Source organism: Plastoroseomonas arctica (assembly GCF_018128965.1).
GTDB classification, from domain to species: Bacteria; Pseudomonadota; Alphaproteobacteria; order Acetobacterales; family Acetobacteraceae; genus Plastoroseomonas; species Plastoroseomonas arctica.
Genome location: NZ_JAAEDH010000002.1, coordinates 342,047 through 368,801, shown reverse-complemented (window position 1 = coordinate 368,801; position 26,755 = coordinate 342,047). Strand labels below are relative to the sequence as shown.

The 26,755-nt window shown below is 70.2% G+C and carries 30 protein-coding genes; 10 read left to right on the top strand and 20 right to left on the bottom strand.

Going from position 1 to position 26,755, the window contains the following annotated elements; translation table 11 throughout:
- Positions 1-83: 83 nt before the first annotated feature.
- The 3 genes from GXW79_RS04030 to GXW79_RS04020 are packed head-to-tail and all read right to left on the bottom strand — an operon-like array spanning position 84 to position 1,973.
- Positions 84-1,304 carry an amidohydrolase family protein gene (locus GXW79_RS04030; RefSeq protein ID WP_211873038.1) on the bottom strand — a complete coding sequence of 407 codons (1,221 nt, stop codon included), beginning with the start codon at positions 1,302-1,304 and terminating at the stop codon, positions 84-86.
- 14 nt (positions 1,305-1,318) lie between these two features.
- On the bottom strand, positions 1,319-1,609 hold the full coding sequence (locus GXW79_RS04025; RefSeq protein ID WP_211873037.1) for a hypothetical protein: 291 nt from the start codon (positions 1,607-1,609) through the stop codon (positions 1,319-1,321).
- Positions 1,602-1,973, bottom strand: coding sequence for a Rieske (2Fe-2S) protein (locus GXW79_RS04020; protein WP_211873036.1), 372 nt, complete (start codon positions 1,971-1,973; stop codon positions 1,602-1,604). The genes GXW79_RS04025 and GXW79_RS04020 overlap by 8 nt, the downstream gene beginning before the upstream one ends.
- Before the next feature lie 176 nt (positions 1,974-2,149).
- On the opposite strand from GXW79_RS04020, the gene GXW79_RS04015 reads away from it, so the two are divergent.
- Entirely contained in the window at positions 2,150-2,653 is a 504-nt protein-coding gene (locus GXW79_RS04015) for a hypothetical protein (RefSeq protein ID WP_211873035.1), read from the top strand.
- 30 nt (positions 2,654-2,683) lie between these two features.
- On the opposite strand, the gene GXW79_RS04010 is transcribed toward GXW79_RS04015, so the two are convergent.
- A complete protein-coding gene (locus GXW79_RS04010; protein ID WP_367614797.1) occupies positions 2,684-4,249 on the bottom strand; it encodes a heavy metal translocating P-type ATPase in 1,566 nt (521 codons plus the stop codon).
- Positions 4,156-5,016, bottom strand: a complete 861-nt coding sequence (locus GXW79_RS21735) for a cation transporter (RefSeq protein ID WP_367614794.1) — start codon at positions 5,014-5,016, stop codon at positions 4,156-4,158. The genes GXW79_RS04010 and GXW79_RS21735 overlap by 94 nt, the downstream gene beginning before the upstream one ends.
- An 84-nt stretch (positions 5,017-5,100) precedes the next feature.
- Here GXW79_RS21735 and GXW79_RS04005 point away from each other — a divergent pair, with 84 nt between their 5' ends.
- From GXW79_RS04005 to GXW79_RS03985, 6 genes are all read left to right on the top strand, one after another.
- Positions 5,101-6,177: a S1C family serine protease gene (locus GXW79_RS04005; RefSeq protein WP_246503673.1), complete on the top strand. Its 1,077-nt coding sequence runs from the start codon at positions 5,101-5,103 to the stop codon at positions 6,175-6,177.
- A gap of 96 nt (positions 6,178-6,273) precedes the next feature.
- A complete protein-coding gene (locus GXW79_RS04000) occupies positions 6,274-6,702 on the top strand; it encodes a hypothetical protein (RefSeq protein WP_211873033.1) in 429 nt (142 codons plus the stop codon).
- Positions 6,703-6,704: 2 nt separating this feature from the next.
- Positions 6,705-7,580 carry a formate dehydrogenase accessory sulfurtransferase FdhD gene (fdhD, locus tag GXW79_RS03995; RefSeq protein ID WP_211873032.1) on the top strand — a complete coding sequence of 292 codons (876 nt, stop codon included), beginning with the start codon at positions 6,705-6,707 and terminating at the stop codon, positions 7,578-7,580.
- 303 nt (positions 7,581-7,883) lie between these two features.
- Positions 7,884-8,483 carry a molybdenum cofactor guanylyltransferase MobA gene (mobA, locus tag GXW79_RS03990; protein WP_281414658.1) on the top strand — a complete coding sequence of 200 codons (600 nt, stop codon included), beginning with the start codon at positions 7,884-7,886 and terminating at the stop codon, positions 8,481-8,483.
- 17 nt (positions 8,484-8,500) lie between these two features.
- Positions 8,501-8,626, top strand: a complete 126-nt coding sequence (locus GXW79_RS21580) for a hypothetical protein (protein ID WP_281414657.1) — start codon at positions 8,501-8,503, stop codon at positions 8,624-8,626.
- Positions 8,627-8,776: 150 nt separating this feature from the next.
- Positions 8,777-9,448, top strand: coding sequence for a glycine zipper family protein (locus GXW79_RS03985; RefSeq protein WP_211873030.1), 672 nt, complete (start codon positions 8,777-8,779; stop codon positions 9,446-9,448).
- Position 9,449: 1 nt separating this feature from the next.
- Here the strand turns inward: GXW79_RS03985 and GXW79_RS03980 are convergent, their stop codons facing one another.
- From GXW79_RS03980 to GXW79_RS03925, 12 genes are all read right to left on the bottom strand, one after another.
- Positions 9,450-10,703: a molybdopterin molybdotransferase MoeA gene (locus GXW79_RS03980; protein WP_211873029.1), complete on the bottom strand. Its 1,254-nt coding sequence runs from the start codon at positions 10,701-10,703 to the stop codon at positions 9,450-9,452.
- A complete protein-coding gene (gene mobB / locus GXW79_RS03975) occupies positions 10,703-11,203 on the bottom strand; it encodes a molybdopterin-guanine dinucleotide biosynthesis protein B (protein ID WP_456315826.1) in 501 nt (166 codons plus the stop codon). The genes GXW79_RS03980 and mobB overlap by 1 nt, the downstream gene beginning before the upstream one ends.
- Before the next feature lie 82 nt (positions 11,204-11,285).
- The gene (locus GXW79_RS03970; protein WP_211873028.1) at positions 11,286-12,257 is read right to left on the bottom strand and encodes a formate dehydrogenase subunit gamma; all 972 of its coding nucleotides are present in this window, start codon (positions 12,255-12,257) and stop codon (positions 11,286-11,288) included.
- Positions 12,257-12,853 carry a formate dehydrogenase FDH3 subunit beta gene (gene fdh3B / locus GXW79_RS03965; RefSeq protein ID WP_211873027.1) on the bottom strand — a complete coding sequence of 199 codons (597 nt, stop codon included), beginning with the start codon at positions 12,851-12,853 and terminating at the stop codon, positions 12,257-12,259. Before fdh3B ends, GXW79_RS03970 begins: the two co-directional genes overlap by 1 nt.
- Before the next feature lie 14 nt (positions 12,854-12,867).
- Positions 12,868-15,807, bottom strand: coding sequence for a formate dehydrogenase subunit alpha (locus GXW79_RS03960; RefSeq protein ID WP_211873026.1), 2,940 nt, complete (start codon positions 15,805-15,807; stop codon positions 12,868-12,870).
- A 10-nt stretch (positions 15,808-15,817) separates the two neighbouring features.
- The gene (locus GXW79_RS03955; protein ID WP_211873025.1) at positions 15,818-16,036 is read right to left on the bottom strand and encodes a twin-arginine translocation signal domain-containing protein; all 219 of its coding nucleotides are present in this window, start codon (positions 16,034-16,036) and stop codon (positions 15,818-15,820) included.
- A gap of 10 nt (positions 16,037-16,046) precedes the next feature.
- Positions 16,047-16,628 carry a TorD/DmsD family molecular chaperone gene (locus GXW79_RS03950; protein WP_367614793.1) on the bottom strand — a complete coding sequence of 194 codons (582 nt, stop codon included), beginning with the start codon at positions 16,626-16,628 and terminating at the stop codon, positions 16,047-16,049.
- 147 nt (positions 16,629-16,775) lie between these two features.
- Positions 16,776-17,366, bottom strand: a complete 591-nt coding sequence (locus tag GXW79_RS03945; RefSeq protein ID WP_211873024.1) for a DUF3306 domain-containing protein — start codon at positions 17,364-17,366, stop codon at positions 16,776-16,778.
- Positions 17,359-17,874, bottom strand: coding sequence for a DUF3305 domain-containing protein (locus GXW79_RS03940; protein WP_211873023.1), 516 nt, complete (start codon positions 17,872-17,874; stop codon positions 17,359-17,361). Before GXW79_RS03940 ends, GXW79_RS03945 begins: the two co-directional genes overlap by 8 nt.
- On the bottom strand, positions 17,871-18,878 hold the full coding sequence (locus tag GXW79_RS03935; protein WP_211873022.1) for a DUF6352 family protein: 1,008 nt from the start codon (positions 18,876-18,878) through the stop codon (positions 17,871-17,873). Before GXW79_RS03935 ends, GXW79_RS03940 begins: the two co-directional genes overlap by 4 nt.
- On the bottom strand, positions 18,875-19,414 hold the full coding sequence (locus tag GXW79_RS03930) for a DUF6505 family protein (protein ID WP_211873021.1): 540 nt from the start codon (positions 19,412-19,414) through the stop codon (positions 18,875-18,877). The genes GXW79_RS03935 and GXW79_RS03930 overlap by 4 nt, the downstream gene beginning before the upstream one ends.
- The gene (locus GXW79_RS03925) at positions 19,411-20,094 is read right to left on the bottom strand and encodes a biotin/lipoate--protein ligase family protein (RefSeq protein WP_211873020.1); all 684 of its coding nucleotides are present in this window, start codon (positions 20,092-20,094) and stop codon (positions 19,411-19,413) included. The genes GXW79_RS03930 and GXW79_RS03925 overlap by 4 nt, the downstream gene beginning before the upstream one ends.
- Positions 20,095-20,139: 45 nt before the next feature.
- Between GXW79_RS03925 and GXW79_RS03920 the strand changes: the two genes are divergently transcribed.
- The 3 genes from GXW79_RS03920 to GXW79_RS03910 are packed head-to-tail and all read left to right on the top strand — an operon-like array spanning position 20,140 to position 23,532.
- Positions 20,140-22,155 carry a 4Fe-4S dicluster domain-containing protein gene (locus GXW79_RS03920; RefSeq protein WP_246503672.1) on the top strand — a complete coding sequence of 672 codons (2,016 nt, stop codon included), beginning with the start codon at positions 20,140-20,142 and terminating at the stop codon, positions 22,153-22,155.
- A gap of 58 nt (positions 22,156-22,213) precedes the next feature.
- Positions 22,214-23,233: an NADP-dependent oxidoreductase gene (locus tag GXW79_RS03915; RefSeq protein ID WP_211873018.1), complete on the top strand. Its 1,020-nt coding sequence runs from the start codon at positions 22,214-22,216 to the stop codon at positions 23,231-23,233.
- On the top strand, positions 23,233-23,532 hold the full coding sequence (locus GXW79_RS03910) for a hypothetical protein (protein ID WP_211873017.1): 300 nt from the start codon (positions 23,233-23,235) through the stop codon (positions 23,530-23,532). Before GXW79_RS03915 ends, GXW79_RS03910 begins: the two co-directional genes overlap by 1 nt.
- On the opposite strand, the gene GXW79_RS03905 is transcribed toward GXW79_RS03910, so the two are convergent.
- The 3 genes from GXW79_RS03905 to GXW79_RS03895 form a co-directional block, all read right to left on the bottom strand.
- Positions 23,526-25,037 (bottom strand): tripartite tricarboxylate transporter permease, encoded by a 1,512-nt coding sequence (locus tag GXW79_RS03905; RefSeq protein ID WP_211873016.1) that lies wholly within the window; start codon positions 25,035-25,037, stop codon positions 23,526-23,528. The genes GXW79_RS03910 and GXW79_RS03905 overlap by 7 nt on opposite strands.
- A gap of 5 nt (positions 25,038-25,042) precedes the next feature.
- Positions 25,043-25,525: a tripartite tricarboxylate transporter TctB family protein gene (locus tag GXW79_RS03900; protein WP_211873015.1), complete on the bottom strand. Its 483-nt coding sequence runs from the start codon at positions 25,523-25,525 to the stop codon at positions 25,043-25,045.
- Between the two features lie 139 nt (positions 25,526-25,664).
- Positions 25,665-26,660, bottom strand: a complete 996-nt coding sequence (locus GXW79_RS03895; protein ID WP_211873014.1) for a Bug family tripartite tricarboxylate transporter substrate binding protein — start codon at positions 26,658-26,660, stop codon at positions 25,665-25,667.
- Between the last annotated feature and the right edge of the window lie 95 nt (positions 26,661-26,755).

Sequence of the window (26,755 nt, the reverse complement as noted above, 5' to 3'; positions counted from 1 at the left end):
GCCAGCACCAGGTAATCAAAAAAGAAAGAATGGGGCGAAAACGTATACGTTTTCGGGGGGAAATTCATTTCCCCCATGCTTTCTTACTCCGCCGCCATCTGCCCATACCTGGCAGGCACCTCAAGATTGAACAGCCGCGCCGCATTGTACCCCAGGATATTCCGTCGACCCGTATCGCTCAGGAAGGGCAGGTCGAAGATCGTGGACGGCACGTCAAAATCCCAATGCGGCCAGTCGGACGCATAGAGCAGCTGCGTCTCGGCGTTGATCGCCTCGAAGGTGCCTTCCAGCAGCTTCATGTTCTGCGCCTCCATCGGCTGCGAGGTGTAGAACATCTCGCGCATGTATTCGCTGGGCAGGCGCTTGAGCAGCGGCGCTTCGGAGCGGCGCATCAGGTATTCGTGGTCCAGGCGCTGCATCAGGAAGGGCACCCAGGCGAGGCCGCTTTCGATCCAGATGGTCTTCAGCTTCGGGAAGCGCTCGGGCAGCCCGTTGATGACCCAGTTGGTCAGGTGCACAAGGTTCGACAGCACGAAGGACAGCGCGTGCATCGAGATGAAGCGGTTGAGCTGCTTGGTGTATTCGTTGTGCCAGTTGTGGTGGGCGTGGAAGCCGATCGGCATGCCCGCTTCTTCGAGCATGGCGTAGGTGCGCATGTACTCGTTGGCGTGGACGGCCTGGTAGCGCGTGGAGGTGACGAGGAAGCCCACCACGCCGGGCGCGCCGATGAAGCGCTTGACCATGGCCTCGGCCGCGTCGGGGACGTTGAAGGGGAGGTAGAGCATCGCCTTCATGCGCGGCTCGTGGGGCAGGACTTCCTCGACGATCCAGCGGTTGTAGGCGGTGGCGAGTTCCACCTCCATTTCGCGCACCGGATGCATGCCCAGGAACAGCAGCCCGTTGGGGAAGAACACCTGGTAGTCGAGCGACAGCGCATCCATCGCGCGGCGGGCGAGGGAGACTGGTTTCGGCAAGCCGTCGGGCGCGGGTTCCTTGAGGCCGGAGCCGTGCGGGATTCGGCCATGCGCGCTCTGCCATTGCAGGCCGGGGATGTCGTTGAGGAAGGCGCCCTGGCCGGTGCCGCCGCCGAAGGTGAAGGCGGCTTCGCGCGTCGCGTCGTTCTCGATGTATTTCAGCACCTCGGGCCAGTTGCCGCTCTCGCCGATATGGCTGTCGACATCGACGATGAAGGTGCGGTCGAAGCCGCGCCGCGCGGCCTGCGCCTTTCCATGCGCGAGGATGTCGAGCGAGTTGGTGCGCGGGCCGATCTCGGGCAGTTCGGGCGGGGGCGTGCGGGCGTCCATCGCGGAGGGGTCCTTTACGGAATGCCGGTGTCGTCGGCGCTGTAGCGCGGACGATCGGCCCACATGGAGAGGTCGAACAGGTTGAGGTTCACGGCGCGCAGAAGTTCGGTGACGGTGACGGCGACGTCGGTGGGGGTGACGGCATTCCGCGTGGTGATGGGCAGGAAGTGGCGCTGCTGCTGCTCCACCTTCCAGGCGTAGAGGCGCAGGCCAGCGGTGAGCAGCGCCTGGATCGTCTCGTCGGAGACGGCGTCGGGCGGGCCGGCGAGCGCGGCCTGCGCGAAGGCGGCGAGGTCCTCAGCCACGGATGCCCACGAAGACTTCGCCGTTGCGCACGCTGACGGGGTGTGGGGCCAGGCGGATGGAGGACAGCCCCTCATGCGCGCCGGTGTGGATGTCGAACTCGTAGCCGTGCCAGGGGCAGACGACGACGAGCGAGCCGGCCTTGTAGTGGATGCCCAGGCTCTTGCGCTCCCCGTCGAGGCGTTCCTCGACGCCGGGCATGATGCGGCCCTGGCAGACCGGGCCGCCCTGGTGCGGGCACTCGTTGCGCCAGGCCAGCAGGCCGCCATCGACGCGGAAGACCCCGATCTCGACACCCTCGGCGACGACGACCTTGCGGCCGCCTTCGGGGATTTCGGCATCGAGGCCGACGAACACATCCTTCACGCAGTATCCTCCGCAGCGCCGCGTCTTCGGCGCGGCGGGCGAAGCCTGCGTCGGTCGCGGCGGCTTGGCAAGAAGGCGGCAGGGCCGGATTTGTCTTTGTCGCGCCGCGACGCCGGTGCAGCATCGCCACGCCGCGCGCCGGCCTGCGCGCGGCAAGCCCATCCGGAGACGCGCCCATGACCCTCTCCCCGCGGCTGTTCTCCACGTCGCTGACCCAGGGCGCCAGCCAGACGCTGGCCTCGCGCCCGCTGACGCAGACCGCGACCGTCGCGGCGCCGATCCTGGTTGTCGGGCCGCAGGAGGAGCCATTCGCGGGCACCCGGCAGGCCGTCATCCTCCTCACGCCCGGAGCGCGCGCGGCGCTGCGCAGCCAGGCTTCGGCCGGTGCCGCGCAGGGCGTCACGCGGCCTGTCCTCGACGGCGCCGTCGCCTTCGCCACCCGACTCGTGTCGGGATCGGCGCAGTTGGCCGACCCGGCGAGCAAGTACGCCGTCGCCTATGCGCTGCTCTACGGCCTCGGCGCCCGCGCACGGGGCGACACCATGATGGAGATGAGCGAGGTCTCGATGATCCAGCTGCAAAGCCTGATGAGCCAACGCGCCGGCGTGATCGCGATGGTGAACGGCCTCATGAGCGCGCTGTCCGAGAGCATCCGCAAAGTGGCTGGCAATATCCGCTGAGCTCTGCGGCAATCGCTGGCCGCGGCTGGGTCAGGGGCGCCAGCGGCTCAGCAGCAGGGCGTTGCCGAGCACGGTGACCGAGGACAGCGCCATCGCCCCGCCGGCCACGACCGGCGAGAGAAAGCCGAACGCCGCGAGTGGAATCCCCAGCGCGTTGAAGGCGAAGGCCCAGCCCAGGTTCTGACGGATTTTTGCCAGTGTGCGCCGGGTGATGGCGAGCGTGGCCGGCACCAGCGCGGGGTCGCCGCGCAGCAGGGTGACGCCGGCGGCCGCGATGGCGATGTCGGTCCCCGTGCCCATCGCGATGCCGAGGTCGGCGGCGGCCAGCGCGGGGGCGTCGTTGACGCCGTCGCCCACCATGGCGACGTGCGCGCCGGTGGCGCGCCAGGCCGCGATGGCCTCGGATTTCTGCGCCGGCAGCAGCTCGGCGGCGACCTCGGCGATGCCGAGCGGCGCGGCCGCGGCGCGCGCGGCGGCGTCGCGGTCGCCGCTGAGCATGGCGACGCGCACGCCCATGGAACGCAGCGCCGCGATGGCGCCGGCCGAACCCGGCTTCACCGCATCCTCGAAGGCAAAGAGGGCCAGCGCTCGGTCGCCCTCGATCAGCCAGGCCAGCGTCCGGCCCTGGGCTTCCTCGGCATCGGCGAGGGCCGCAAGCGGGCCCGCGGAGGCACCGGCTTCCGTCAGGAGCCGCGGGCTGCCCAAGGCCAGGCGCCGGCCCTCGACCACGCCCTCCACCCCGCGCCCCGGCAGCGCGCGGAAATCGGTGACGGGCGGCGGCGCGGCGCCGAGCGCGGCGAGCAGGGCGTGCGCCAGGGGATGCTCGCTGCCGGCATTCAACGCCGCCGCCAGGCGCAGCCCGTCCGCATCGCCATGGCGGGCGGCGAGGCGCGGACGGCCTTCGGTCAGCGTGCCGGTCTTGTCGAAGGCAACGAGCGTGATCCCCCCCGCGCGCTCGATCGCCTCCGCGTCGCGGATCAGGATGCCCGCCCGCGCCGCCGCGCCGGTGCCGGCCATGATCGCGGCGGGTGTCGCGAGCCCCAGCGCGCAGGGGCAGGCGATGACCAGCACGGCGACCGCGTGCAGCACCGCGGTCCCGGCCGCCGCGCCGGCCAGCAGCCAGCCAAGCAGCGTGAGGGCCGCGATGCCCAGCACCGCGGGCACGAAGACCGCGCTCACCCGGTCCACCAGCTTCTGCACCGGGGCGCGGCTCGCCTGCGCGGCTTCGACCAGGGACGCCACGCGGGCGAGCATGGTGGTGGCGCCGATCGCGGTGACGCTCACCAGCAGCCGGCCATCCAGCACGATGGCACCCTGGTGCACGGCCTCGCCCACCGCCCGCGCGACGGGGCGGCTTTCGCCGGTCAGCGCGCTCTCGTCGATATTGGCCAAGCCCTCGGCGATGGCGCCGTCGGCGGCGATGCGCTCGCCGGGGCGCACCGCCAGCACGTCGCCGGGCTGCAGCATCTCGGTTGCGAGCTCGCGCTCGGTCCCGTCTGCGATCACCCGCGCGGTGGCGGGCCGCAGCGCGAGCAGCGCCGCGATGGCCGAGCCCGTGGCGCGCTTGGCCCGGCCCTCCAGCCACTTGCCGACCAGGACGAACAGGATGACGCGGCCGAGGCCTCGAAATACAGCCCATGCGCGTGCCCCGCGCCGTCGCGCAGCAGCGTCCAGACCGAGAGCGCATAGGCGGCGCCGGTGCCGAGTGCGACCAGCACGTCCATGTTCGCGGCACCCGCGCGCACCGCGCGCCAGCCGGCGCTGTAGAAGCGCGCGCCGAGGATGAACTGCACGGGCGTGGCCAGCGCGAATTGCAGCCAGGGGTGCGGCATCCAGTCGCGGCCCAGCGCCATGCCTGCCATCCCGAGCAGCAGCGGCGCGGTGAGCAGCGCGGCCAGCAGCGGCGCGACCCAGCCGCGATCCGCCGGCGCGGCATGATCCTCCTGCGTCACCCCATAGCCGGCGCGCAGCACCGCCGCCTCCAGCGCCCCCGCCGTGGTGCCGGCGAGCATGCGCACCGCGGCGACCCCGCTCGCCGGGTTCACGCTCGCGCTCATCACGCCGGGCACGGATTCGAGCGCCGCAGCCACCCGCGTGGCGCAGGCCGCGCAGCTCATGCCGCTGATCGCAAGCCGGGCATCGATGCTGGCGACGTCATAGCCGGCGCCACGCACCGCCGCGATCAGCGCCGGCAGCGGCGCGCTGCCGGTCACCTCGGCACGCTCGGAGGCGAGGTTCACGCTCGCCGCGGTGACGCCCGGCACCGAGCCGAGCGCCCGGCTCGCGCCACGCGCGCAACCGGCGCAGGTCATGCCCGTGATCGGAAGCGTGACGCGGTTTGGCGGGGTCTGGGTGTCCGGCATGCGATGCATATGGTCAGGGCAGGGTCCGATTGCAGCGAAGATGCGATTGACGCAGCCGCCCCGCGCCATGACATGCTGCGCGCCATGCCCCGTCCCCTGCGCCTCGCCCTCGCTGCCCTGGCCGCCCTGCCGCTGCTCGCCCAGGCGCCGGCCCCATCCCCGACGCTCGCGCAACCGGCCTCGCCCGAGGCGTTCCGCATCGTGAACGGCACCGGCGCCGACGCGGTGGCGCTGCACGCGGTGCGCAGCGGGCGGCCGGACTGGGGCTCCAACCTGCTCAGCCGCGGGCTGCTCGCCCCCGATGCCAGGTTCGCGCTGCGCCCGGCGCCGAGCGCCGGCTGCCGCTTCGACCTGCGCCTGGTGCTGGAGGATGGGCGCGAGGCAGTGCTGCGCGAGCAGGATATCTGCGCCAACCGCGAGGTGCGGCTGGCGAACGCGGCCGTCGTCACGCCGCGCCCGGACGCTCCGCCGCGCACCCCGCAGCCACCCCCACCCGCGGCCGGCGGCGGGCCGCAGCCCAATACCGGCGCGCGCGTCGCATCCGGCACCGGCTTCGTCGTGGCGCGCGACGTGGTGCTCACCAACCAGCACGTGGTGGAGGGCTGCAACCGCATCCTGGTGCGCACCGCCGATGGCCGCACGCTGGCCGCCACGCCGCCGGCGCGCGTCGACCAGCGCCGCGACCTCGCACTGCTCACCGTGCCGGGCGACCCAGGGCCGCCGCTCACCTTTCGCACCAACGAGGTGCGCCGCGGCGAGGCCGTGGTGACCTACGGGTTTCCGCTCTCGGGCGTGCTCTCCTCCGGTCCGACCCTCACCACCGGGGAGGTGAGCGCGCTGGCGGGCATGCAGGACAACCCGGTGCAGTTCCAGATCAGCGCGCCGGTGCAGCCGGGCAATTCGGGCGGTCCGCTGCTCGACCGGCAGGGCCATGTGGTGGGCATCGTCGTGTCCAAGCTCAACGCGCAGCGCATCGCGGCACGCACCGGCGACATCCCGCAGAACGTGAATTTCGCGGTCAAGGGCACCGAGGCGATGGATTTCCTCCGCCGTGCCGGGCTCACGCCGCTCGCCGCCGAAAGCCTCGGCGTCGACCGCAGCGCCGCCGAAGTGGGCGAAACCGCGCATCGGAGCACGCTTTTCATCCGCTGCGAGCGCTGACCGCCCGACACGCCACCCCAATGCGGCCCCAAGGCGTGCCCATGGCGCGCCCGCGCATCCTCGCGTTAGAACGAGGCAACCCTCGGGAGAGACTTCATGCCTTTGCGAATCCTGCTGCTCGGCTTTCTGGCGGGCGCGATATCGGTGCCGATCTTCCATCAGCTCACCGTGCTCGCGCTCTCCACCGCCGGGCTGGTGCCGAGCCGACCCTGGTCCTTCGCTCCCGTGCCGCCCTACGGCGTGCCCACCATCCTGAACCAGGCCTTCTGGGGCGGCATGTGGGGCATCCTGTTCGGCGCCATCATGCTGGCGCGGCCGCGGCTGTCCGCCATCATCGTGGGCATCCTGGTGGGGATGCTGGGGGCGGCCATGGTGAACCTCACCCTGCTGCCGTATCTGCGCGGCCAGCCGATGCCGGTGGGCGACATCAACCGTTGGTGGCGGCCGATGCTGATCAACGGCGTCTGGGGCCTGGGCATGGGCATCATCTTCACCGCACTCCGCGGCCGGGCCGTGGCACGCTAGCCATGACCGACGCGCTGCTCGTCCGCCCCGACCCCACCGACCCGCGCCTCACCCGCCGCGTCACGGGCCTCGACCAGGATGGCCAGCGCATCGAGACCAGCGTGACGGTCGAACGGCCGCTCACGCTCTACCTCAACGGCCAGGAGATCGTCACGATGATGACGATCCTGGACCGCCCCGAAGACCTGGCGATCGGCTACCTGCTCAACCAGGGCATGCTGAAGACCACCGACACCATCACCGCCATCGACTACGACGACGACCTGCAGGTCGTCGTGGTCCGCACCGAAGGCGCGACCAACTTCGAAACCAAGCTGAAGAAGAAAACCCTCACCTCCGGCTGCGCCCAGGGCACCGCCTTCGGCGACCTCATGGAAGGCTTCGCCGCTGTGAAGCTCGCCCCCGAGGCACGCCTGCGCACCTCCTGGCTCTACGGCCTGCTCAAGGCCATCAACACCCTGCCCACCCTCTACCTCGAGGCCGGCGCCATCCATGGCTGCGCGCTGTGCGCCCAGGACCAGCCCATCGCCTACATGGAAGACGTCGGGCGGCACAACGCCGTCGACAAGATCGCCGGCTGGATGTGGCGCGAACAGATCCCGACCCAGGACAAGATCTTCTACACCACGGGCCGGCTGACCTCCGAAATGGTCATCAAGACCGTGCGCATGAACATACCCATCCTGATCTCGCGATCAGGCTTCACAGCCTGGGGCGTGGAACTCGCGCGCGAAGCCAACCTGACACTCATCGGCCGCTGTAAAGGGCGCCGCTTCATCGCCCTGGCCGGCGAATCCCGCATCATCCTCGACGCCGACCCCAACGCCGGCGACGCTGAGCACCCCCGTCACTGGCGCAAGAACACGCGCGATGAATGACAGCAAGCAAGGCCAGGGGCTCTGCCCCTGGACCCCGCCAGGAGCATGCATGCCCCTGGACCCGGATTATTTGGTACCGGGTCTGGGGAGGTTCGGTGCTGGGTCGGTTGGCGGTAACGCCTGTCATCGGGAGAGGGTGGCCGGAGGTGTGCTCCCAACCGATGAGCGCTCACCGGCCACCCTCTCCCGATGACAGGCCCTGCTAAAAGTCCAGAGCCCACCCTTCCAAGCTCAGGACCAAATAAAGCGGGTCCAGGGGCCTCCAGGCTCCTGGCGGGGGTCGAGGGGGCGGAGCCCCCCGCCTTGCTTGGCGTCATCCTCGCGGGTGGTCTGGCGCGCCGGATGGGCGGGGGGGACAAGCCGCTGCGGGTGTTGGGCGGGCGGCCGATGCTGGCGCATGTGATCGAGCGGTTGGGGCCGCAGGTGGGGCGCATGGTGATCAATGCGAATGGGGATGGGGGGCGGTTCGCCGCGTTTGGTCTTGAGGTGGTCGGGGATGATGTGCCGGGCCATCCGGGGCCGTTGGCGGGGATTCTGGCGGGGTTGGCGTGGGCGGGGCGTGAGGGGTTTGCGGGGGTGGTGACGGTGCCGGGGGATTCTCCGTTTTTGCCGTTGGATCTGGTGGGGCGCCTGGTGGTGGCCGGGCAGTTGGCGTGTGCGCGCTCGGGCGGGTTTGCGCATCCGCCGGTGGGGGTATGGCCGGTGGCGTTGGAGGGGGATTTGCGGGCGGCGGTGCTGGCGGGAGAGCGGAAGATCGACCGCTGGACGGCGCGGCATGGGGTTGTGGAGGTGGAGTGGGACGTCGCGGGCGGTGATCCGTTCTTCAACGCGAATACGCCCGAGGAACTGGCGGAGGCGGAAAGCCTCTTGTTGCGGCGGCCGGGGACGATCATATCGCCGTGAACAATGGAGCATGCGCGATGAGGGCCGTTCTGACCGGGGTGGTGGTGGCCGTGGTGCTGGGGCTGGGTGCTGCCTTCGTGATGGACACCCAGATGCAGCGCACGGCGCAGGTGGCGTTTCAGACCGGGGGCGTGCGCCTCTAGCCTCGCGGCGTCCGCAAGCCTTCGCGAGGCGCGCAACAAAGCGTTGCGGCCTTTGCGCGGGGCCGTCCGCGGCACCATCTGGATGGCATGTCTGTCGGCTTGGCGCCCGGTGTGCGGGCGGCGTGGTCGCCGGCGGCGGAAGGTGGTGCCATGACGAACTTCGGCAGGTTGAGCGTGGTTCTTCTCCCGGTGGCGCTGGGCGCCTGCGCCGTGGTGCGGCCCGAAGGCCCGAGCGTGCTGGCGCTGCCGGCGCAGGGCCGTGACCTCGCGACGTTCAACGCGCAGGAAGTGAATTGCCGCGGCTACGCGGATGCGCAGATCGGCCCGGCCGACGCGGCGCGCGGCACGGATGCGGCGGTGGGCACGGCGGTGGTCGGCACAGCGATCGGCGCCGCCGCCGGCGCGCTGATCGGCTCGGCGAGCGGCAATGTCGGCGCGGGCGCGGCGATCGGCGCGGGCACGGGTCTCGCGGCCGGTTCCGTGGTCGGCGCGAGTGGCGCCCAGGCCTCCTCGTCGGAGCTGCAGGGGCGCTATGACGCGGCCTACATCCAGTGCATCACGAGCTCGGGCAACCAGGTGGCTTTTCCGCAGGGCCCTGCCTACCCGTATGCGTATCCGTACAGCTACCCCTATGCGGTCGGGCCGTATGCGTATTACGGCGCGATCGCGCCCTACCCTTTCTATTTCCGATTCGGCGGACCGCGGTATTACGGCCCGCGCTACGGCTACGGGCGGGGTGGCTATGGCTATGCCCGCGGCGGTTACGGCTATGCCCGCGGCGGCTACGGGCACTACCGCGGCGGCGGCGGCCGGCGGCGCTGAGCTAGCCGAACAACGCCGCGAAGGGCAGCACGCGCAGGCGGTCACCGGGCGTGACCTCCGTCACCGGCTCGGGCAATTCGGCGAAGGCGTCGGACCGGGTGAGGGATGAGAGCAGGCCGGCGCCCTCGCGCGGGAATTTCCGCGCAACAGGCAGGCCGTCCTCGGTGTCGGCCAGGGTGACGCGGACGTATTCGCGGCGTCCGGCCTTTTTGCGGTAGCTGAAATCGGCGGTGGCGGCGAAGCGCGGCAGCGGGCGCGGCGTCGCCCCCGCGAGGCGCAGGATCATCGGCCGCGCCAGGTGCAGGAAGGTGATGACGGCGGCCACCGGGTTGCCGGGCAGCCCGATGATGGGCGTGCCGGCGATGACGCCCATGGCGGCGGGGCGACCGGGCTTTATGGCCAGGCGCCAGAGCACCAGCGCGCCGGTGGCCTCGATCGCGGCGCGCACATGGTCTTCCTCGCCCGTCGAGACGCCGCCGGTGGTGAGAAGCAGGTCGTGCGTGGCGGCGGCGTCGCGCAGTGCGCGGCCGGTGGTGGCGGCGTCGTCGGGCAGGATGCCGAGGTCGGTCGCCGCGACCGGCAGCGTCGCGAGCAGCGCGAGCAAGGTGAAGCGGTTGGAGTCGTAGGTCTGCGCGGCGCGGAGCGGCGTGCCGGGCTGGGCGAGCTCGTCCCCGGTGGAAAAGACGCCGATGCGCGGCCGCGGCGCCACGCCGAGATGGGTGAGGCCGAGCGCGGCCGCGAGGCCGATGGCCGGCGCGTCCAGGCGCCGGCCGGCGGGCAGGGCCACGCTGCCTTGCGCGACGTCCTCGCCGGCGGGCCGTGCATTGGCGCCGGGCTTCAGCCCGGTGGGGATCAGGACGGCGCCGGCGGTGATCTCCGCGTCTTCCTGCATGATGACGGTGTCGCTGGCTTCGGGCATCGGCGCGCCGGTGAAGATGCGCGCGGCGGTGCCGGGCGCGAGGGGCACGGCCTTGCCGCCGGCGGCGACGCGGCCGGCGACGAGGAGCGGGGTTGCGGTGCCGGGCACCAGGTCCGCGTGGCGGAAGGCGTAGCCGTCCACGGCGCTGTTGTGGAAGGGCGGCAACGGCAGGGGTGCGACCAGCTCCTGCGCCAGGATGCGGCCGAGGGCGGCTTCGAGTGGCGCCTGTTCCTCGCCCGGCAGGGCCGGGATGCGGCTGGCGATGAGGGCCTCGGCCTCGTCGATGCCCATCAGCGTGCCGCCAAAGGCGAAGCAGTCATCGGTGAGTTGCGCCATCAGGCGGGTGGCTCCGCGAAGCGGAGGCAAAGATCGGCGATCCCGTCGATGTCGTCGAGCGTGGTGTGCGGCAGGTCGTAGGGCGGCGGGGTGTCAGAGGCGACGGCGCGGATGCCGGGGGTCTCGGGGTGCATCCAGGGTTTGGCGTTGCCGGCGCGGTGGATTTCGATCTTCGGGTGCGGCTCGCGCTTGAAGCCTTCGATGACCACGAGGTCCACGGGTTCGAGGTGGCCGAGCAGGGTGGCAAGGCTGGGCTCGGCCGCGCCGCGCAGCTCGGTCATCAGGGCCCACCGATTTTCCGAGGCGACGAGCACCTGGCGCGCCCCCGCCTCGCGGTGGGTGTGGCTGTCCTTCCCCGGCGTGTCGATGTCGAAGCGGTGATGCGCGTGCTTGAGCGTGGAGACGGAGGTTCCGCGCGCGATGAGGTTCGGGATCACCCGGGCGAGGAGTGTCGTCTTCCCGGCCCCGCTCCATCCTGCCAGCCCGATGATGCGCATCATGTCGGCGCTGCCCGTGTGTTTGGCCCCAAGTCGCCAAAAACGAAAGAATGGGGTCCGGGGAAATTCCTTTCCCCGGCCTTCTTCAAACGTGCTTCGCCCCTGCCGGCGTCTTGCCCATCTCTTCCTCGACCCAGAGCGAGTGGTGTTCCTTGGCCCACTTCACATCCACCTGCCCGCTGCTCATCGCGTCGATCGCGCCTTCCATGCCGAGGCTGCCGATGTAGATGTGCGCCAGCATCGCCGCGATCATCAGCACCGCGAGCAGCGAGTGCACGATGTGCGACAGCTGCATCCCGGCGATGTCGGTGGCGGCAAACGGGAAGATCAGAAAGTAGCCCGAGGCCGCGACGGCGCCGCCGCCGAGGATGGTGATCCAGAACACCACTTTCTGCCCGGCGTTGAAGCGTTCGGCGGCCGGGTGTCCCTTGCCGATGAAGCCGCCGCCCATCTTGAACCAGGTGATGTCGCGCCGGTTGGGGATGTTGTCGCGCACCCAGAGCAGGAACATCACCACCAGCCCCAAGGCAAAGGGGAAGGAGAGGAAGTTGTGCGCGTATTTCCCCCACTGGCTGACGGCGGTGAAGGCTTCCGGCCCGACCATGGGCAGCAGCAGGTGCCGCCCGAAGGTGAGGTTCAGCCCCGAGAGCCCGAGGATGATGAAGCAGCTCGCGACCATCCAGTGATTGGCGCGCTCGAGGATGTTGAAGCGCTGGATGGTCTGCCCGGACGGCCCGCCCTCGATGCGGATGCGGCCGCGGCTGAAGAAGAAGATCGCGAGCAGGGCGAGCATGCCGACCACGGCGACGCCGCCGACCCAGGCCAGCGTGCGGTTGTGGAAGGCGCGCCATTCGCGGCCGGCGGGTTGGATCAGCGTCGCGGCCTGCTGGTTCGGGATGGTGATGCGGCCTTCGATGCGGCCGCCCTGCAGGGTGCGCTGGAGCTCCAGCTCCTCCGCGGAGGATTGATCGCGGTCGCTGAGCGGCGCGGGTGCCGTCTGCGCCTGGGCGGTGAGGCCGGCGCAGGCGAGCAGCAGGGCGAGGAGAAGCGCGCGCATCAGACGGCCACCGTTTCGCGATAGGCGGTGCGCCAGCCCCAGGCGCCGGCGCCGTAGCCGCGGCGCTGGACGCGCTCGCGGTAGATCTGGGCGATCATGTCGCCATCGCCGGCGAGCAGTGCCTTGGTGGAGCACATCTCGGCGCAGAGCGGCAGCTTGCCCTCGGCGATGCGGTTCGCGCCGTACTGGGTGTATTCGGCCGGGGAATTGTCGGCCTGCGGGCCGCCGGCGCAGTAGGTGCATTTGTCCATCTTGCCGCGCGAGCCGAAGTTCCCGACGCGGGGGTATTGCGGCGCGCCGAAGGGGCAGGCGTAGAAGCAATACCCGCAGCCGATGCACAGGTCCTTGTCGTGCAGCACGATCGCATCGGCCGTCGTGTAGAAGCAGGACACGGGGCAGACCGCGGCGCAGGGCGCGTCGGTGCAGTGCATGCAGGCCATGGAGATGGAGCGCTCGCCGGGGCGGCCGTCATTGAGCGTGACGACGCGGCGGCGGTTGATGCCCCAGGGCACCTCGTGCTCGTTCTTGCAGGCGGTGACGCAGGCGTTGCACTCGATGCAGCGATCGCTGTCGAGGAGGAATTTCATGCGGGCCATGATGATGTTCCTCCTTACGCCGCGGCGATCTGGCAGAGCGTGACCTTGGTTTCCTGCATGAAGGTCACCGGGTCGTAGCCGTAGGTCGTCACCGTGTTCACGCTCTCGCCGAGCACGATGGGGTCGGTGCCGGGCGGGTATTTGGAGCGCCGGTCCTCGCCGCCGATCCAGCCGGCGAAGTGGAAGGGCATCCAGGCGACGCCGGCGCCGACGCGCTCGGTCACCAGGGCCTTCACGCGAACCTTGGAGTCGCTCTCCGGCCCGCGCACCCAGACCCAGCCGCCGTCGCGGATGTTGCGCGCGGCGGCGTCGGCCGGGTTGATCTCGACGAACATGTCCTGCTGCAGCTCCGCGAGCCACTTGTTCGACCGTGTCTCCTCGCCGCCGCCCTCGTACTCGACCAGGCGGCCGGAGGTGAGGATGATCGGGAAGTTGGGTGCCACCTGGTGCGAGCGCGCCTGCACCGATTGGCCGAGATGCGGCAGGCGGAAGGCGCGGCGATCGGGCAGCGTCGGGTATTGCGCGATCAGGTCGGTGCGGGGCGTGTAGATCGGCTCGCGGTGGACGGGGATCGGGTCGGGCAGGTTCCAGGCATCCGCCCGCGCCTTGGCGTTGCCGTAGGGCACGCAGCCATGCTCCATCGCCACGCGCTGGATGCCGCAGGAGATGTCGGTGGCCCAGGAGGCGAGGTCGATGTTGTTGGGGAAGTGGCGCTGGATGGAGGCCTTCTCGGCCGCCGTCAGCTCATCGAACCAGCCCAGGCGCTTCAGCACGGCCACGGTGAATTCCGGATAGCCGTCCTGGATCTCGGAGCCGGCGCTGTAGGAGCCCTCGGCGAGCAAGGTCTTGCCCTCACGCTCCACGCCGAAGCGGGCGCGGAACACGCCGCCGCCCTGCTTCACGTGCAGCGACGTGTTGTACAGGATGTGCGAACCGGGGTGGCGCATCTCGGGCGTGCCGAAGCACGGCCAGGGCAGGCCGTAGAAATCGCCGGCGATCTCGGCCGGCGCGCCGGGCTTGGCGCGCAGCGTCACCAGGTCGAACTGGTCCTGGTGTTGCATGTGAAGCTTCAGGCGCTCGGGCGAGATGCCGGAATAGCCGATGGACAGCGCGCCCCGGTTGATCTCGCGCAGGATGGATTCCGCGGTCGGCGCGTTGTCGCGGACCTCGAACCCCTTGAACATCTCGCCCTGGAAGCGGACGGTCATGTTGCGGCGTTGGGCGGCGGCGTCGAGCGCGCCGGCGAGGCGATAGACGATCTCGTAGTCGTTCTTCGATTCGAAGATCGGGTTGACGACCTTGCTTCCCCATTGCGCGGAACGGTTGGAGGAGTTGCGCGAGCCGTCGCATTCGAACTGGGTGCAGGCGGGCAGCATGTAGGTGCCGTCGCGCCGGTCGGACTGCATGGCAAACGAGGTCGGGTGCGGGTCGACGATGACCAGCAGGTCCAGCGCCTCGAGGCCCTTCTTGGCCTCGGGCATGCGGGTGACGGTGTTGCCGCCATGGCCGAAGACGAGCATCGCCTTGAGGTTGTCGCGCTGCTGCACCTGGTCGCGCGGCAGGGTCACGGCGTCGAAGTAGCGGGTGGTGGGGATGCCGGGCATCTCCATCATCGCCTTGCTGTCGAAGCGCGCGATCATGGATTCGTAGGAGACGTCCCACACGCGGCACCAGTGGCGCCAGGCGGCTTCGTCGAGGCCGTAATAGGCCGGCAGCGTCGTGACATCGAGGCCGAAATCGGTCGCCCCCTGCACGTTGCAGTGGCCGCGGAAGATGTTCGCACCGGTGCCGGCCTTGCCGACATTGCCGGTGGCCAGCAGCAGGATGGAATAGGCGCGCACGTTCGCCGTGCCGACGGTCTTCTGCGTGGCACCCATGCACCAGATCAGGGTGGACGGCTTCTGCGTGGCGAAGATCTCGGCGACCTTGCGCATCTGCGCGGCCGGCACGCCGGTGACGCGCTCGCATTCGGCCGGGTTCCACTTGGCGACCTCGGCGCGCACCTTCTCCATGCCGAAGACGCGCTGGGCGATGAAATCCTTGTCCTCCCAGCCGTTTTCAAAGATGTGCCAGAGCAGGCCCCAGATGATGGGGATGTCGGTGCCCGGGCGGATGCGCATGTATTCGGTCGCGTGCGCCGCGGTGCGGGTGAAGCGCGGATCGATGACGATCAGGTTCGCCCGGTTCATCTCCTTGCCCGACAGGATGTGCTGCAGCGAGACCGGATGCGCCTCGGCCGGGTTGCCGCCCATAATGATCATGGTCTTGGCGTTGCGGATGTCGTTGTAGCTGTTCGTCATCGCGCCATAGCCCCAGGTGTTGGCGACACCCGCGACGGTGGTGGAGTGGCAGATGCGCGCCTGGTGGTCGACGCTGTTGGTGCCCCAGAAGGCCGCGAACTTGCGGAACAGATACGCACCCTCGTTGGAGAATTTGGCGGACCCGAGCAGGAAGACGGAATCCGGGCCCGAGGCCTGGCGGATCGCCATCATCTTCTCGGCGATCTCACCCAGGGCCGCGTCCCACGTCATGCGCTGCCACTGGCCGCCCACGAGCTTCATCGGATATTTCAGCCGGCGGTCGCCATGGGCGATCTCGCGCACCGAGGCGCCCTTGGCGCAGTGCGTGCCGCGGTTGATCGGCGATTCCCAGGACGGCTCCTGGCCGACCCAGACGCCGTTCTGCACCTCGGCGGTGACGGTGCAGCCGACCGAGCAGTGGGTGCAGATGTTCTTCACCCGCGTGATGGGCTGGGAATGATCGGCGGTGCCGGTGGCGGCCCCCGTCCGCTCGGCGCGGCCGGCGCTGACCACGCCGAGGCCGGCGAGCCCCACGCCGGTGAGGCCGGCATTGCGGAGGAAGGCGCGGCGGTCGAGCCCGCCGGCGGAGAGGCCCTGGTAGGCGGAGGCGAGGCGTTGTTTTGCGGCGCGGCCGTCGGAGCGCTTGATCAGCATGGGGTGCGGCTCACTGTTCGTAGCGGTTGGTGCGGTAGAAGGCCGCGACATGCGGCGTCTCGCGGTAGCGGGTCTTCACGCGGTCGGCCGCGTTTTCCTTGCGCGCCTCGCCGGCCGGCACGGAATCGGCGCGCTGGGCGAGGGCCGGCGTCGCGGCCGCGGCGGCCGCGCCGATGCCCAAGGTGCGGAGAAAGCCGCGGCGTTTGGCGGTGGTGTCCTGGTCGCTCATGGCTGGCTCCTCAGTTCGGTAGCGCGGCGGCGGCCGCTTCGATGTCGATCGCGGTACGCGCCAGGGCGCCGACCGCACGGTAGAAATTCGCACCCTCGGCAGCTTCGAGGTCGGCGGCGAGGCGGCCGGCCCAGGGCTTCAGGTGGCGCGCGAAGAATTCGGCAGGGTCGCCCGCGGTGGTTCCGTCGATCAGCCCGGCATAGACCTCGCAGATGAACGCGATGTGGTCCTCCGGCTCGGGAACGCCAGGGGCGCGGCGGATGCCCAGGGCCGCGAGCGTGCCGCGCAGCTCGGCCAGCGGGCGCTCGTGGAGGAAGCCGGTGAGATAGTAGCTGGCGTAGGGAAGGATCTCGCCGCGCCCGACGCCGATGAACAGCGTGAAGAACTCGCGCTCGATCGCATCGGGGGTGGCGCGTTGCGCGGCGCTGGCGAGGAGGCCACAGGCGCGGCCGAGCGGGGAGGCGTCGCCGGTGAGGCGGGAGAGCCCGTCGAGCAGCGCGGCGTCCGGCGCGGCGGACAGCAATCGTCCGATAAGCGCGAAGAGGCGCGCGCGCTCTGCATCCAGGCGATCGAGAGTATCTGCTTCGCTCACCGAATATCCCAGCCGTGGGCAGGGTAAGATCCCCGCACCCTTGATGTCCGCACGCTCAAATCGCGCCCGAATTCGGGCTTGCTATTCGCATCTTCCCGATGCCCGCTCAAGGGAATGATGGCGTGCGCGGCTTGTTGAGAGACGTTCTCAAATGGGCGTCGCGGCGCCGTGGCGGTGCGGGCGCGGCGAGGCCTCCGGTGCCGAGGCTTCGGCCGGTGCGACGGGCTCGGGCGTCGCGAAGGACAGGCGCACGGGTTCGGGCGGCGGCGCCTCCGCGGCGGGGTCCTCCGCCATCTGCGCGATCTCCGGTTCCGGCGCCGGCTCCTCCGGGTCTGGCGGATCGCCGATGGCCTGGGCGAGCAGCCTCCGAACATCCCCGAACATCTCCATCGACGACCCCGGCACGCCGTCGACCGCATTGTAGTCCCAGGCGTAGTCGGCGGGCCCGACATAGTCGCGGATGCCGATGTCGAGCGACCACATTCTTCGAAGTGCCGCGCGCTTGAGCAGCGCCGGCACGTTGCGCGCGAGGAAGGGGAGGAAGTCGCTCTCCGCCGTCAGGGTTTCGATCGGGGGCAGGGAGGCGGGGTCGAAGGGCGCCTCCTCGGGGACTGCGGGCGGCACGGGATCGGGCGCGACGACGAGGGGGGCTTCCGCCTCCGGCTCCGGCGGCGCCTCGCCGCGCAGCGTGGCGCGCTTGCGCTGCGACCAGCGGCTGAGGAAGCCCTCCTCACTCATCGTCGTCGTCCCGGGGGCGGTGGGCCAGGCTCTCGGTGTCCTGGCGGTCGCGGCGGCGCTTGTGGAAAGCGCGCTCGACATGGTGCTCGGCGATGAAGTCGGCGATGCGGGCGTGCAACTCGGCCGGCAGCGGCAGCGCCTCGACCAGATCGTTGCCGCTGTCGGTGTAGAGATGCGCCTCGCCGGCATCCGCGGTCACCGCGTGCAGCGCGAGGCCGGGCGCGGCGTCGGATGTGCGCAGGATCACCCACAGGCGCGGCGCCTCGGCATCGAGGTTGTGCTTGTAGTTCAGCGTGTCGGTGGGAAACAGCGAGACATCGGCGACGCCGGCGTGGAACAGGGCGCGGGTGCCGTCATCGTGCAACTGGGTCCAGGGCGGCAGGTCGAGCGTGTCCACCTGCACGCCGGTCGGGCGCCAGACATGCTCCTGCCATTGCGTCACGCCGCGCCGGCGCTCGACCAGGACGGAGACGGGAATGGACACGGTGCCGGGGATGAGCAGGCTCATGCGGCGTCTTCCTTGGCGATGAGCGGCAGGCCGGTGACCAGGTTCTGCGGCTTGGTGCGCAGCACATTGGCGGCATCCATCGCGAAGGCGAGGGTGACCTTCTGCCCGGCCACGCGCGGCAGCACGCGGGAACGGTCGGAAAATTCCATCGCGCCGAGCCACAGGATGCGGGCGAGCCGCGCCTGCTTCACCGGCTTGCCGCGATAGAGGTCGTTGGCGATCGCGGTGGCCTCCGCATCCAGCCCGATATGCCAGGTCCAGTCGCGGATGGTGGGGATGGGGGTGATGGTCACCGCCTCGGAAAACACATGCGCGATGAAGATCTCCAGCGCGCGGGCCAGGCCGTGCTGGCCGGGGCGGTTCTCGGCGATGTCGAGGGCGAAGTCGTGTGCGTCGGAGCGTTCGGCGTAGGCCGCTGCATTTTCCTCCGACAGAACGTCGAGCTCGACCTCGCGCGGCGTGCCGCCGGCCTCCACGATCAGGCGGCCGAGCGCGCCGAAGCCGGCATCGGCGCTGCGCGCGGCGACGGTTTCCTCATCGGCGAGCAGCATCGCGCCGGCGGTGATGGCGACGCGCTGGGGGCGGAAGAACAGCTCCGCCGCGCGGATGGTGAAGGCGTCGGTGGTGTTGTCCAGTGCGGCGCGGGTGACGAGCTGCGTGAGCATCTGAAGGAAGATGGGCGGGATGCCGGCGACACCCTCGCGGTACAGCGCGATCCAGGCGGCCTCCAGCGTCGGGTGCGCCGCGACGCGGTCGCGGAAGGCGAGGAAGTGGCGCCAGTTTTCCTGGGCGTCGGGGTCCGCAAGGCGCGAGGGGTCGGCGGCGCGCAGTGGTTCCTCGCGCAATATCGCGTAGAGCGCCCGCTCGGCGGGGCAGGCTTCGTCGGGCGGCACCAGCTCGGGGCGGGCGAGGAAAGCGCGCCAGAGGTCGGGTGTGGCGATGATCCGGCCATCGGGCGCCTGGTCGCAGAGGTGGTGGCCGCAGGCGAGCCAGAAATCGATCATGGCCGTTCGCCCAGGCGGGTGAGGTCAGGACGTTCCGGCGCGTCCTCGCCCTCGACGGTGACGATGTTGAAGACGGGGAGCGCGCCGAAATCGCGATGCTCGCGGGCGCGGAGATGGAGCGTGCGGAAGCGCTCGCGCAGAGCGCCATCCTCGAGCGTGCGTTCGAGCGCGAGGACGGTGCCGACGGGGTGGTCGCAGAGCGAGGCGGCGAAGGCGAGTTCTTCCGCGGCCGCGGCTTCGGCCTCGGCGCGGGAGGGCGCGCCGTAGGTGGTTTCCAGATGCGTCGCGAGGGCCGCCAGGGCGGTGGTGCGGTCGGCGGGTGTTGCCTCGGCGACCTCGACGAGCGTGGACCAGCCGAAGCTCGTGAGGCCCAGAAACCCCGCGCGGAAGGCTTGGCGGCGCTTGCCGGCGAGCGTGTCCTCGGTGTCGTCGGCGAAGGCGAAGCCGCCGGGGATCGCCCATTCGCCGGGCTCGGCGGCGGGCGCGTACATCAGCGCGTCCGAGGCATCGAGCCGGAGGGTGCGGGGCAGCTTCATGCGAGCGCGTGGCGCTGGCGCGCGCCGTCGCGGTCCAGGATCAGGTCCCCGGTCACCGGGTCCAACCCGCGCCGCGCGCTGCCCTGCCAGGGCGCTGTCTCCAGCCGGGCGAAGTATTTTTCCGGCAGTCGCGTGGGCCGTTCCTCCCACTCGTTCATGTTGGCGAGCAGATGCCGCGCCCAGGCGCCGACGATGGCCTCTGCGGTGATGTCGTCCAGCCCCTCGGTCGCGAGCGAGGTGTGGTTGGGCGTGAGGCCGGGCTCCTGGTGTGCGGGGGCCGACAGGCGGAGGGAAAAGCCCACGACCAGCCAGGCCGGCACCTCCGCATCCGTGGCGTCCGGCGGCGTCGCGAGCGTCACCTGCCCGATCTCCCCGCCATTGAGCAGCAGCGTCGCGGGCCAGCGCAGCGTCACCGGCAGTTCGGGTGCGGCGAGTGCGGTCAGGGCATCGGCCAACGCGTTTGCCGCCACGAGGAAGGCGGGGCGGCTTGCGGCCAGGATGCGCTCCGGCTCCAGCACGATGGCGGCCTCCACGCGGTGCAGCGCGCTCGACCAGACCAGCGTGCCGGCGCCCTTTTCGGGGGCCAGGGCGATGGCGCGGCGCAGCGCATCCTTGCCCTCCCGCAGGTGCAGGATCGGGGTGAAGACGGGCGGAAGCGGTTCGAGGCGGCTGGTTCGCATGGGTCAGGGCGCATATATGGCGCCGGGACGATGAGGGAAAGCGGCATGGCCGATCGCGTGGTGTTCGTGTGCAGTTGCGAGGAGACGATGCCGATCGATGCGGCGGCGATCGCGCGCGGCTGCGGCGGGCGCGTGCGCGAGGCCGAGCAACTGTGCGCGGCGCAGCTGGACCGTTTCAAGGCGGCGCTGGGCGAGGGCGTGCCGGTGACGGTGGGCTGCACCGCCATGGCGCCTGTCTTCGCCGAAGCCGCGGAGGATGCCGGCGCCGAGGTGCCACTGACCTTCGTCGATATCCGCGAGCTCGCCGGCTGGTCGCGCGAGGCGAAGCGCACGGGACCCAAGATGGCGGGGATGCTCGCCGCCGCGGCGGAACCGATGCCCCCGGTCGCACTCGTGCCGATGAAGAGCGCGGGTGTCGCGCTGGTGCTGGGGCGGGATGTGGTGGCGATCGATGCGGCGGCCGTGCTGGCCGAAAAGCTGGACGTGACGGTGTTGCTCGACGGGCGCGAGGCGGTGGAGCCGCGCACGGGCGTGGCGTTTCCCGTCCTGGCCGGGCGGGTGCGCGCCGCCACCGGCTGGCTCGGCGCCTTCGAGCTGATGGTGGATGGCTATGCGCGGCCACGCCCCTCCTCGCGCACCGCCTATGAATGGGGACCGCCGCGCGACGGCGCGAAAAGCACCTGCGACGTGGTTGTGGATCTGCGTGGTGGCCCCGCGCTGTTCCATGAGACGCGGCAGGGCTATCTCCGGGCCGATCCGGCCGATGCCGCCGCCGTCGAGCGCGTGGTGCGCCAGGCCGGCGAGCTGGTGGGGGAATTCGACCAGCCGCGCTTCGTGGCCTTCGAGGCCGGGCTTTGCGCGCATGGGCGCAACCGCAAGACCGGCTGCACGCGCTGCCTCGATCTGTGCCCGACCGGCGCGATCACGCCGGGCAAGGACAGCGTGATCCTGAGTGCGGAGATCTGCGCCGGCTGCGGCGCCTGTGCCGCCGTGTGCCCGACCGGAGCGGCGCAATACGCGCTACCCCCGGCCGAGGCGATGGCGCGGCGCGTGCGTACGATGCTGCTGGGCTATGCCGAGGCCGGCGGGCGCGACGCGGTGGTGCTGTTCCATGATGCCGAGCACGGGCTGCCGCTGCTGACAGCGCTCGGCCGGTTCGGTGACGGGCTGCCGGCCAATGTGCTGCCGGTAAAGGTGAATGCGGTGTCCTCGCTCGACCTCGGGCTGCTGGTCGCACCGCTCGCCTGGGGTGCCGGGGCGGTGCGCGTGCTGATGCCGGCACGCCGGGCGGAGGGCGCCGAGGGCTTGCTGCGTAATTTCGGCTATGCGGCGGAGATCTGCGCCGGCCTTGGCCTGGGCGCAGATCGCGTGGCCGGGATCGAGCGCGACGATCCCTTCGCGCTGGGCGCCGACCTTTATGGCGCGACGCTGCTGCGCTGCGTGGCGAACCCCTCCCGCTTCCTCGCCCTCGGCGCACCGCGCGAGTTGCTGGCCGCGGCGCTGTCGGAGCTGCACCGCGCGGTGGCAAGTGATGTGTCCGTGGTGCCGCTCGGCACGCTGGCGCCGCTGGGGGCCGCGGTGGTGGATGCGGCGGGGTGCACGCTGTGCCTGGCCTGCACCAGCGCCTGCCCGGTCGGCGCCTTCACGGCGAACCCCGCGACCCCGGAGCTGCGCTTTCAGGAAGATGCCTGCGTGCAATGCGGGCTGTGCGTCGCGACCTGTCCGGAGAAGGTGATCTCGCTCGCGCCGCGGGTGAATTTCGCGCCCGAGGCGAAGACGCCGGTGGTGGTGAAGGCAGAGGCACCGGCGGTGTGCACGCGTTGTGCCAAGCCCTTCGGCACGGCGTCCTCCATCGCGCGGGTGAAGCAGAAGCTCGCGGGTCATTGGATGTTCGCCGACCCCGCGCGGCTCGCGGTGCTGGAGCTGTGCGAGGAATGCCGCATGGTGACCGCGAGCGAGGGTGGCATCGACCCCTATGCCGGACCGACGCGCCCGGTCACCAAGACCACCGAGGACTGGATGCGCGAGGCGGAGCGCGCGAAGCGGCGCGAGGAGGAGTAGCCTTCCCCGCGCCTCGGCGGCGGCGCAGAATGGCGCCAACGAACAGGGAGTTTTCGCCATGGCCGAGATGAACACGCGCGTGCTGCTGAAGCGCCGCCCGGTGGGCGCACCGGTGCCCGAGGATTTCGAGATCGCGACCGCGCCGCTGCCGGTGCCCGAGGACGGCCAGGTGCTGGTCCGCCACCGCTTCGTCTCGCTCGACCCCTACATGCGCGGGCGCATGTCGGACGCGAAATCCTACTCCGCACCCGTCGCGATCGGCGGCGTGATGGAGGCGGCCGCCGTGGGCGAGGTGGTGGAATCGCGCGACCCGCGCTTCCAGCCCGGTGATTCCGTGATGAACTCCATGGGCTGGCAGCAATGGGCGGCGGTGCCGGCGGGCAAGCTCATCAAGGTGGACCCGACGGAGGCGCCGCTCTCCGCCAATCTCGGCGTGCTCGGCATGCCCGGACTGACGGCCTGGGTGGGGCTTGAGGATATCGGCCAGCCCAAGGCCGGCGAGACGGTGGTGATCTCCGCGGCCTCGGGCGCGGTCGGCCAGGTGGCGGGACAGATCGCAAAACTGCGCGGGGCGCGCGTGGTGGGCATCGCCGGCGGGGTGCAGAAATGCGCCTTCATCATGGAGGCGCTGGGCTTCGACGCCGCGGTGGACCACCGCGCCGACCTCAACGCGCAGCTCGACGCCGCCTGCCCCGATGGCATCGACGTCTATTGGGAGAATGTCGGCGGCGCGGTGCAGGAAGCGGTCTTCCCGCGCTTCCGCGATTTCGGCCGCATGGTGATGTGCGGGATGATCTCGCAGTACAACATCGCGCCTGGTGCGGATGCCGCGGGCGCGCCGGCGGGGCCGAATCTGGGGCCGGTGGTGCGCAAGCGCCTGCGCATCCAGGGCTTCATCGTGTTCGACAGCGGCTGGCAGCGCTATGGCCAGTTCCGCGCGGAAATGCTGGGCTGGATGAACGCGGGCAAGCTGCATTGGCGGGAGGATGTGGTGGACGGGATCGAGAAGATGCCCCAGGCCTTCATCGGGCTGCTCAAGGGGGAGAATTTCGGCAAGCTGGTCGTCAAGGTGGGGTGATGCGGGGGGTCGTCTTCGCGATCCTGCTGGGGCTGGCAGCGCCGGCCCTCGCGCAGGGCAAGCCCGAGGCGCTGCCTCCTGCCGGCGCGGCGCCCGCGCCTGCACCTTCGGGCCCGCGCTGCGCGCCGCCGCTGGCCAATGGCTGCCTGGGGATGCAGTCCTCCTGCCAGATGGCCTGTCCGGGGATCTGGAGCACGAACCCCTCCGCGCCGGCCTTCACGCCGACCGACCGAGCCGGGTGCATGCAGCGCTGCCTGATGCAGTACAATCGCTGCATGACCCAGTACGGCTGTTACTGAGCCGGCTTCAGCTCGCGCCGCCGGAACAGCCCCACCGCCTTGCTGATCAGCGGGTACCCCGCGATGCCGATCGCCAGGGTCATGATCCCGCCGCACAGCCAGTTCTGGAAGAACACCCCCGTCGACCCCTGGCTGAGCAGCAGCGACTGGCGGAAGCTTTCCTCCGTGCGGTCGCCCAGCACCAGCGCGAGCACCAGCGGCGCCAGGGGATAGTCCAGCTTCTTCATCACGTAGCCGATGACGCCGAAGATCAGCATCAGCACGATGTCGAATTCCGCGGTGTTCACCGTGTAGGCACCGATCGCGCAGACCATCAGGATGATTGCCGCGATGATGCTGAACGGCACGCGCAGGATGGCCGCGAACCACGGCACGCAGGCGAGCACGATGATCAAGCCCACCACATTGCCCAGATACATCGAGGCGATGAGGCCCCAGACGAAATCCTTTTGCTCGACGAACAGCATCGGCCCCGGCTGCAGGCCCCACATGATGAGACCGCCGAGCAGCACGGCCGCGGTGGGCGAGCCCGGTACGCCGAGGGCCAGCATGGGCAGCAGCGCCGACGTCCCCGCCGCATGCGCCGCGGTCTCAGGAGCGATGACGCCCTCGATGCGGCCCTTCCCAAAACTCTCCGGGTCGCGCGCGGTGCGCCGCGCGACGCCGTAGCTCATGAAGCTCGCCGGCGTCGCGCCGGCCGGGGTGATGCCCATCCAGCAGCCGATGACCGAGCTGCGCAGCGCCAGCGCCCAGTGCTTCGGCAGCTGCTTCCAGGTCTGCAGCACGATGCCCATGGAGAGCTTCGCGCGCGCTCCCTTGAAGCTCAGCCCTTCCTCGATGCTGACGAGGATTTCCGACAGCCCGAACAGCCCGATGACCACGACCAGGAAGTCGATCCCCCGCATCAGCTCCATCGAGCCGTAAGTCATGCGCAGCGTCCCCGTGACGCCATCCATCCCCACGGCGGCGAGCAGGAAGCCCGCCATCATCGCCGCCAGCGCCTTCAGCGGCGATCCCTTCGACAACCCGATGAAGCTTGCAAACGACAGCACCATCACCGCGAAGAATTCCGGCGGCCCGAACCGCAACGCGAACTGCGCGACCAGCGGCGCGAGGAAGGTGATCAGGATCACCGCGAACAGAGCGCCGACGAAGCTCGACGTGAAGGCCGCCGTCAGTGCCTCCCCGGCGCGGCCCTGCTGCGCCATCGGATAGCCGTCGAAGGTGGTGGCCACCGACCATGGCTCGCCGGGGATGTTGAACAGGATCGAGGTGATCGCACCCCCGAACAGCGCGCCCCAGTAGATACAGGACAGCATGATGATCGCCGAAACGGGCGGCATCGCGAAGGTCAGCGGCAGCAGGATGGCGATGCCGTTGGCGCCCCCCAATCCCGGCAGCACGCCGATGATCACGCCCAGCACGATGCCGGCCACCATGAGCAACAAATTCTGCGGCTGCAGGACGACCCCGAAGCCCTGCATCAGCAGGCCGATCTCTTCCATAGGCGCTAAAACCCCAAGGCGTCTTCGAGCGGGCCCTTGGGGAGCGCGACGAGGAACCAGATTTCGAAAATGATGAAGGTCACCACCGCGGCCGCCACGCCCGAGGCCAGCGACGTGACCCATCGGAAGCCGCCGAACCGCGCCATGAAGAAGCCGATCAGCAGCGCGGAGGGCAAGTAGATGCCGGCGAAGGGAATGACCGCCACATAGATGGTGGTGGGCAGAAGCACAGAGCCTACCAGGCGCAGCTGCGCCCAGGTGGCGAAGGGCGCCGCGTCGCGCGTGGCGAGCGCGCTGACCAGGTTGCCCACGCTCGCGAGGATCAGGATCACGCCGAGGATCAGCGGGAAATAGCCCGAGCGTGGGCCGTCGGAGGACCATCCGGCGCCGATGCGCAGGCTGTCCTGAATCGCGAGGGCGCCCATGGCGATGAGCACCAGGGCGAAGGCGATTTCCATGGAGCGGCGGGTGATCACGGACGACAGCATGGGGGAATGAAGTCCCCCAAACCCCCTACTTTTATTTTTGATGTATTGGTGCTCGTGGCGTGGCCAGTACCAAATGATAAAAATGAAAGATTGGGGGTCTGCGGGAAATTCTTTTCCCCCATGCTTGCTTGCCGCCGCATCACCCCCCGGCCCCGATGAACCCGGCCTCCTGCATCAGCGAGCGATGCCGCACTTCTTCCTCCGTCAGCCAGGCGCGGAAGGCCTCGCCGGCGAGCATCGTCGTGTTGAACGCGCCGGTCGCCATCAGCTCCCGCCACTCCGGCGTCGCCACCACGCGGCCCAGCAGGTCGCTGTAGAAGGCAAGCTGCGGCGGCGTCAGACCCGGCGCGGCGAAGATGCCGCGCAGCATCAGGTACTCGACGTCCAGACCGGCTTCCTTCGCGGTGGGGATGTCCTGCCAGCCCATCGTCTCGGTGATGCGGCCCTCGCCGGGCAGGCGCGTGCGGTCGAACACGCACAGCGGCCGCAGCGTGCCGGAGCGCCAGTGCGTGACGGCCTCGATCGGGTTGTTCACCGTGCAATCGATGTGGTTGCCGACCAGTTGGGTCGCCACCTCGCCACCGCCGCGGAACGGGACGTAGGTGAAGGTGCTGCCGGTCGCGCGCTGGATCGCGACGGTGATGATCTGGTCTTCCTGTCGCGACCCGGTGCCCCCCATGCGCATGCGCTGGGTGCCGCTCGCGGCGACGAACTCGGCCAGGGTGGTCCAGGGCGAGGCGGCGTTCACCCACAGGCAGAACTCGTCGAGTGCGAGCATCGCGACCGGCGTCAGGTCGCGCCAGGAAAACGGGATGCCGGTGGACAGCGGCGTGGTGAACAGGTTGGACAGGGTGATGACGAGCACATGAGGGTTGGCGCGCGCGTTGCGGGCTTCGAGGAAGCCCTCGGCGCCGGCGCCGCCGGGCTTGTTCACCACCATCATCGGCTGCCGCATCAGGGAATGGCGCGTGATGATGCCCTGGATGATGCGCGCCATCTGGTCGGCCCCACCCCCCGTGCCCGCCGGCACGATAAGCTGCACGGGGCGCTGGGGTTCCCAGGCGCGCTGGGCCTGGACCGCGGGCGCGGCCAGAAGCCCGGCGGCGAGGGCCGGAAGATGTCGACGCAGCAGCATGCGGGCGGACCTTTCGTATTCAGGCGTCACCGGAATAACGCTCGCGTGCGCGACGGGTAAGCCGCACGCCGCGTAAAGCCGTGCAGCGGTTGTAA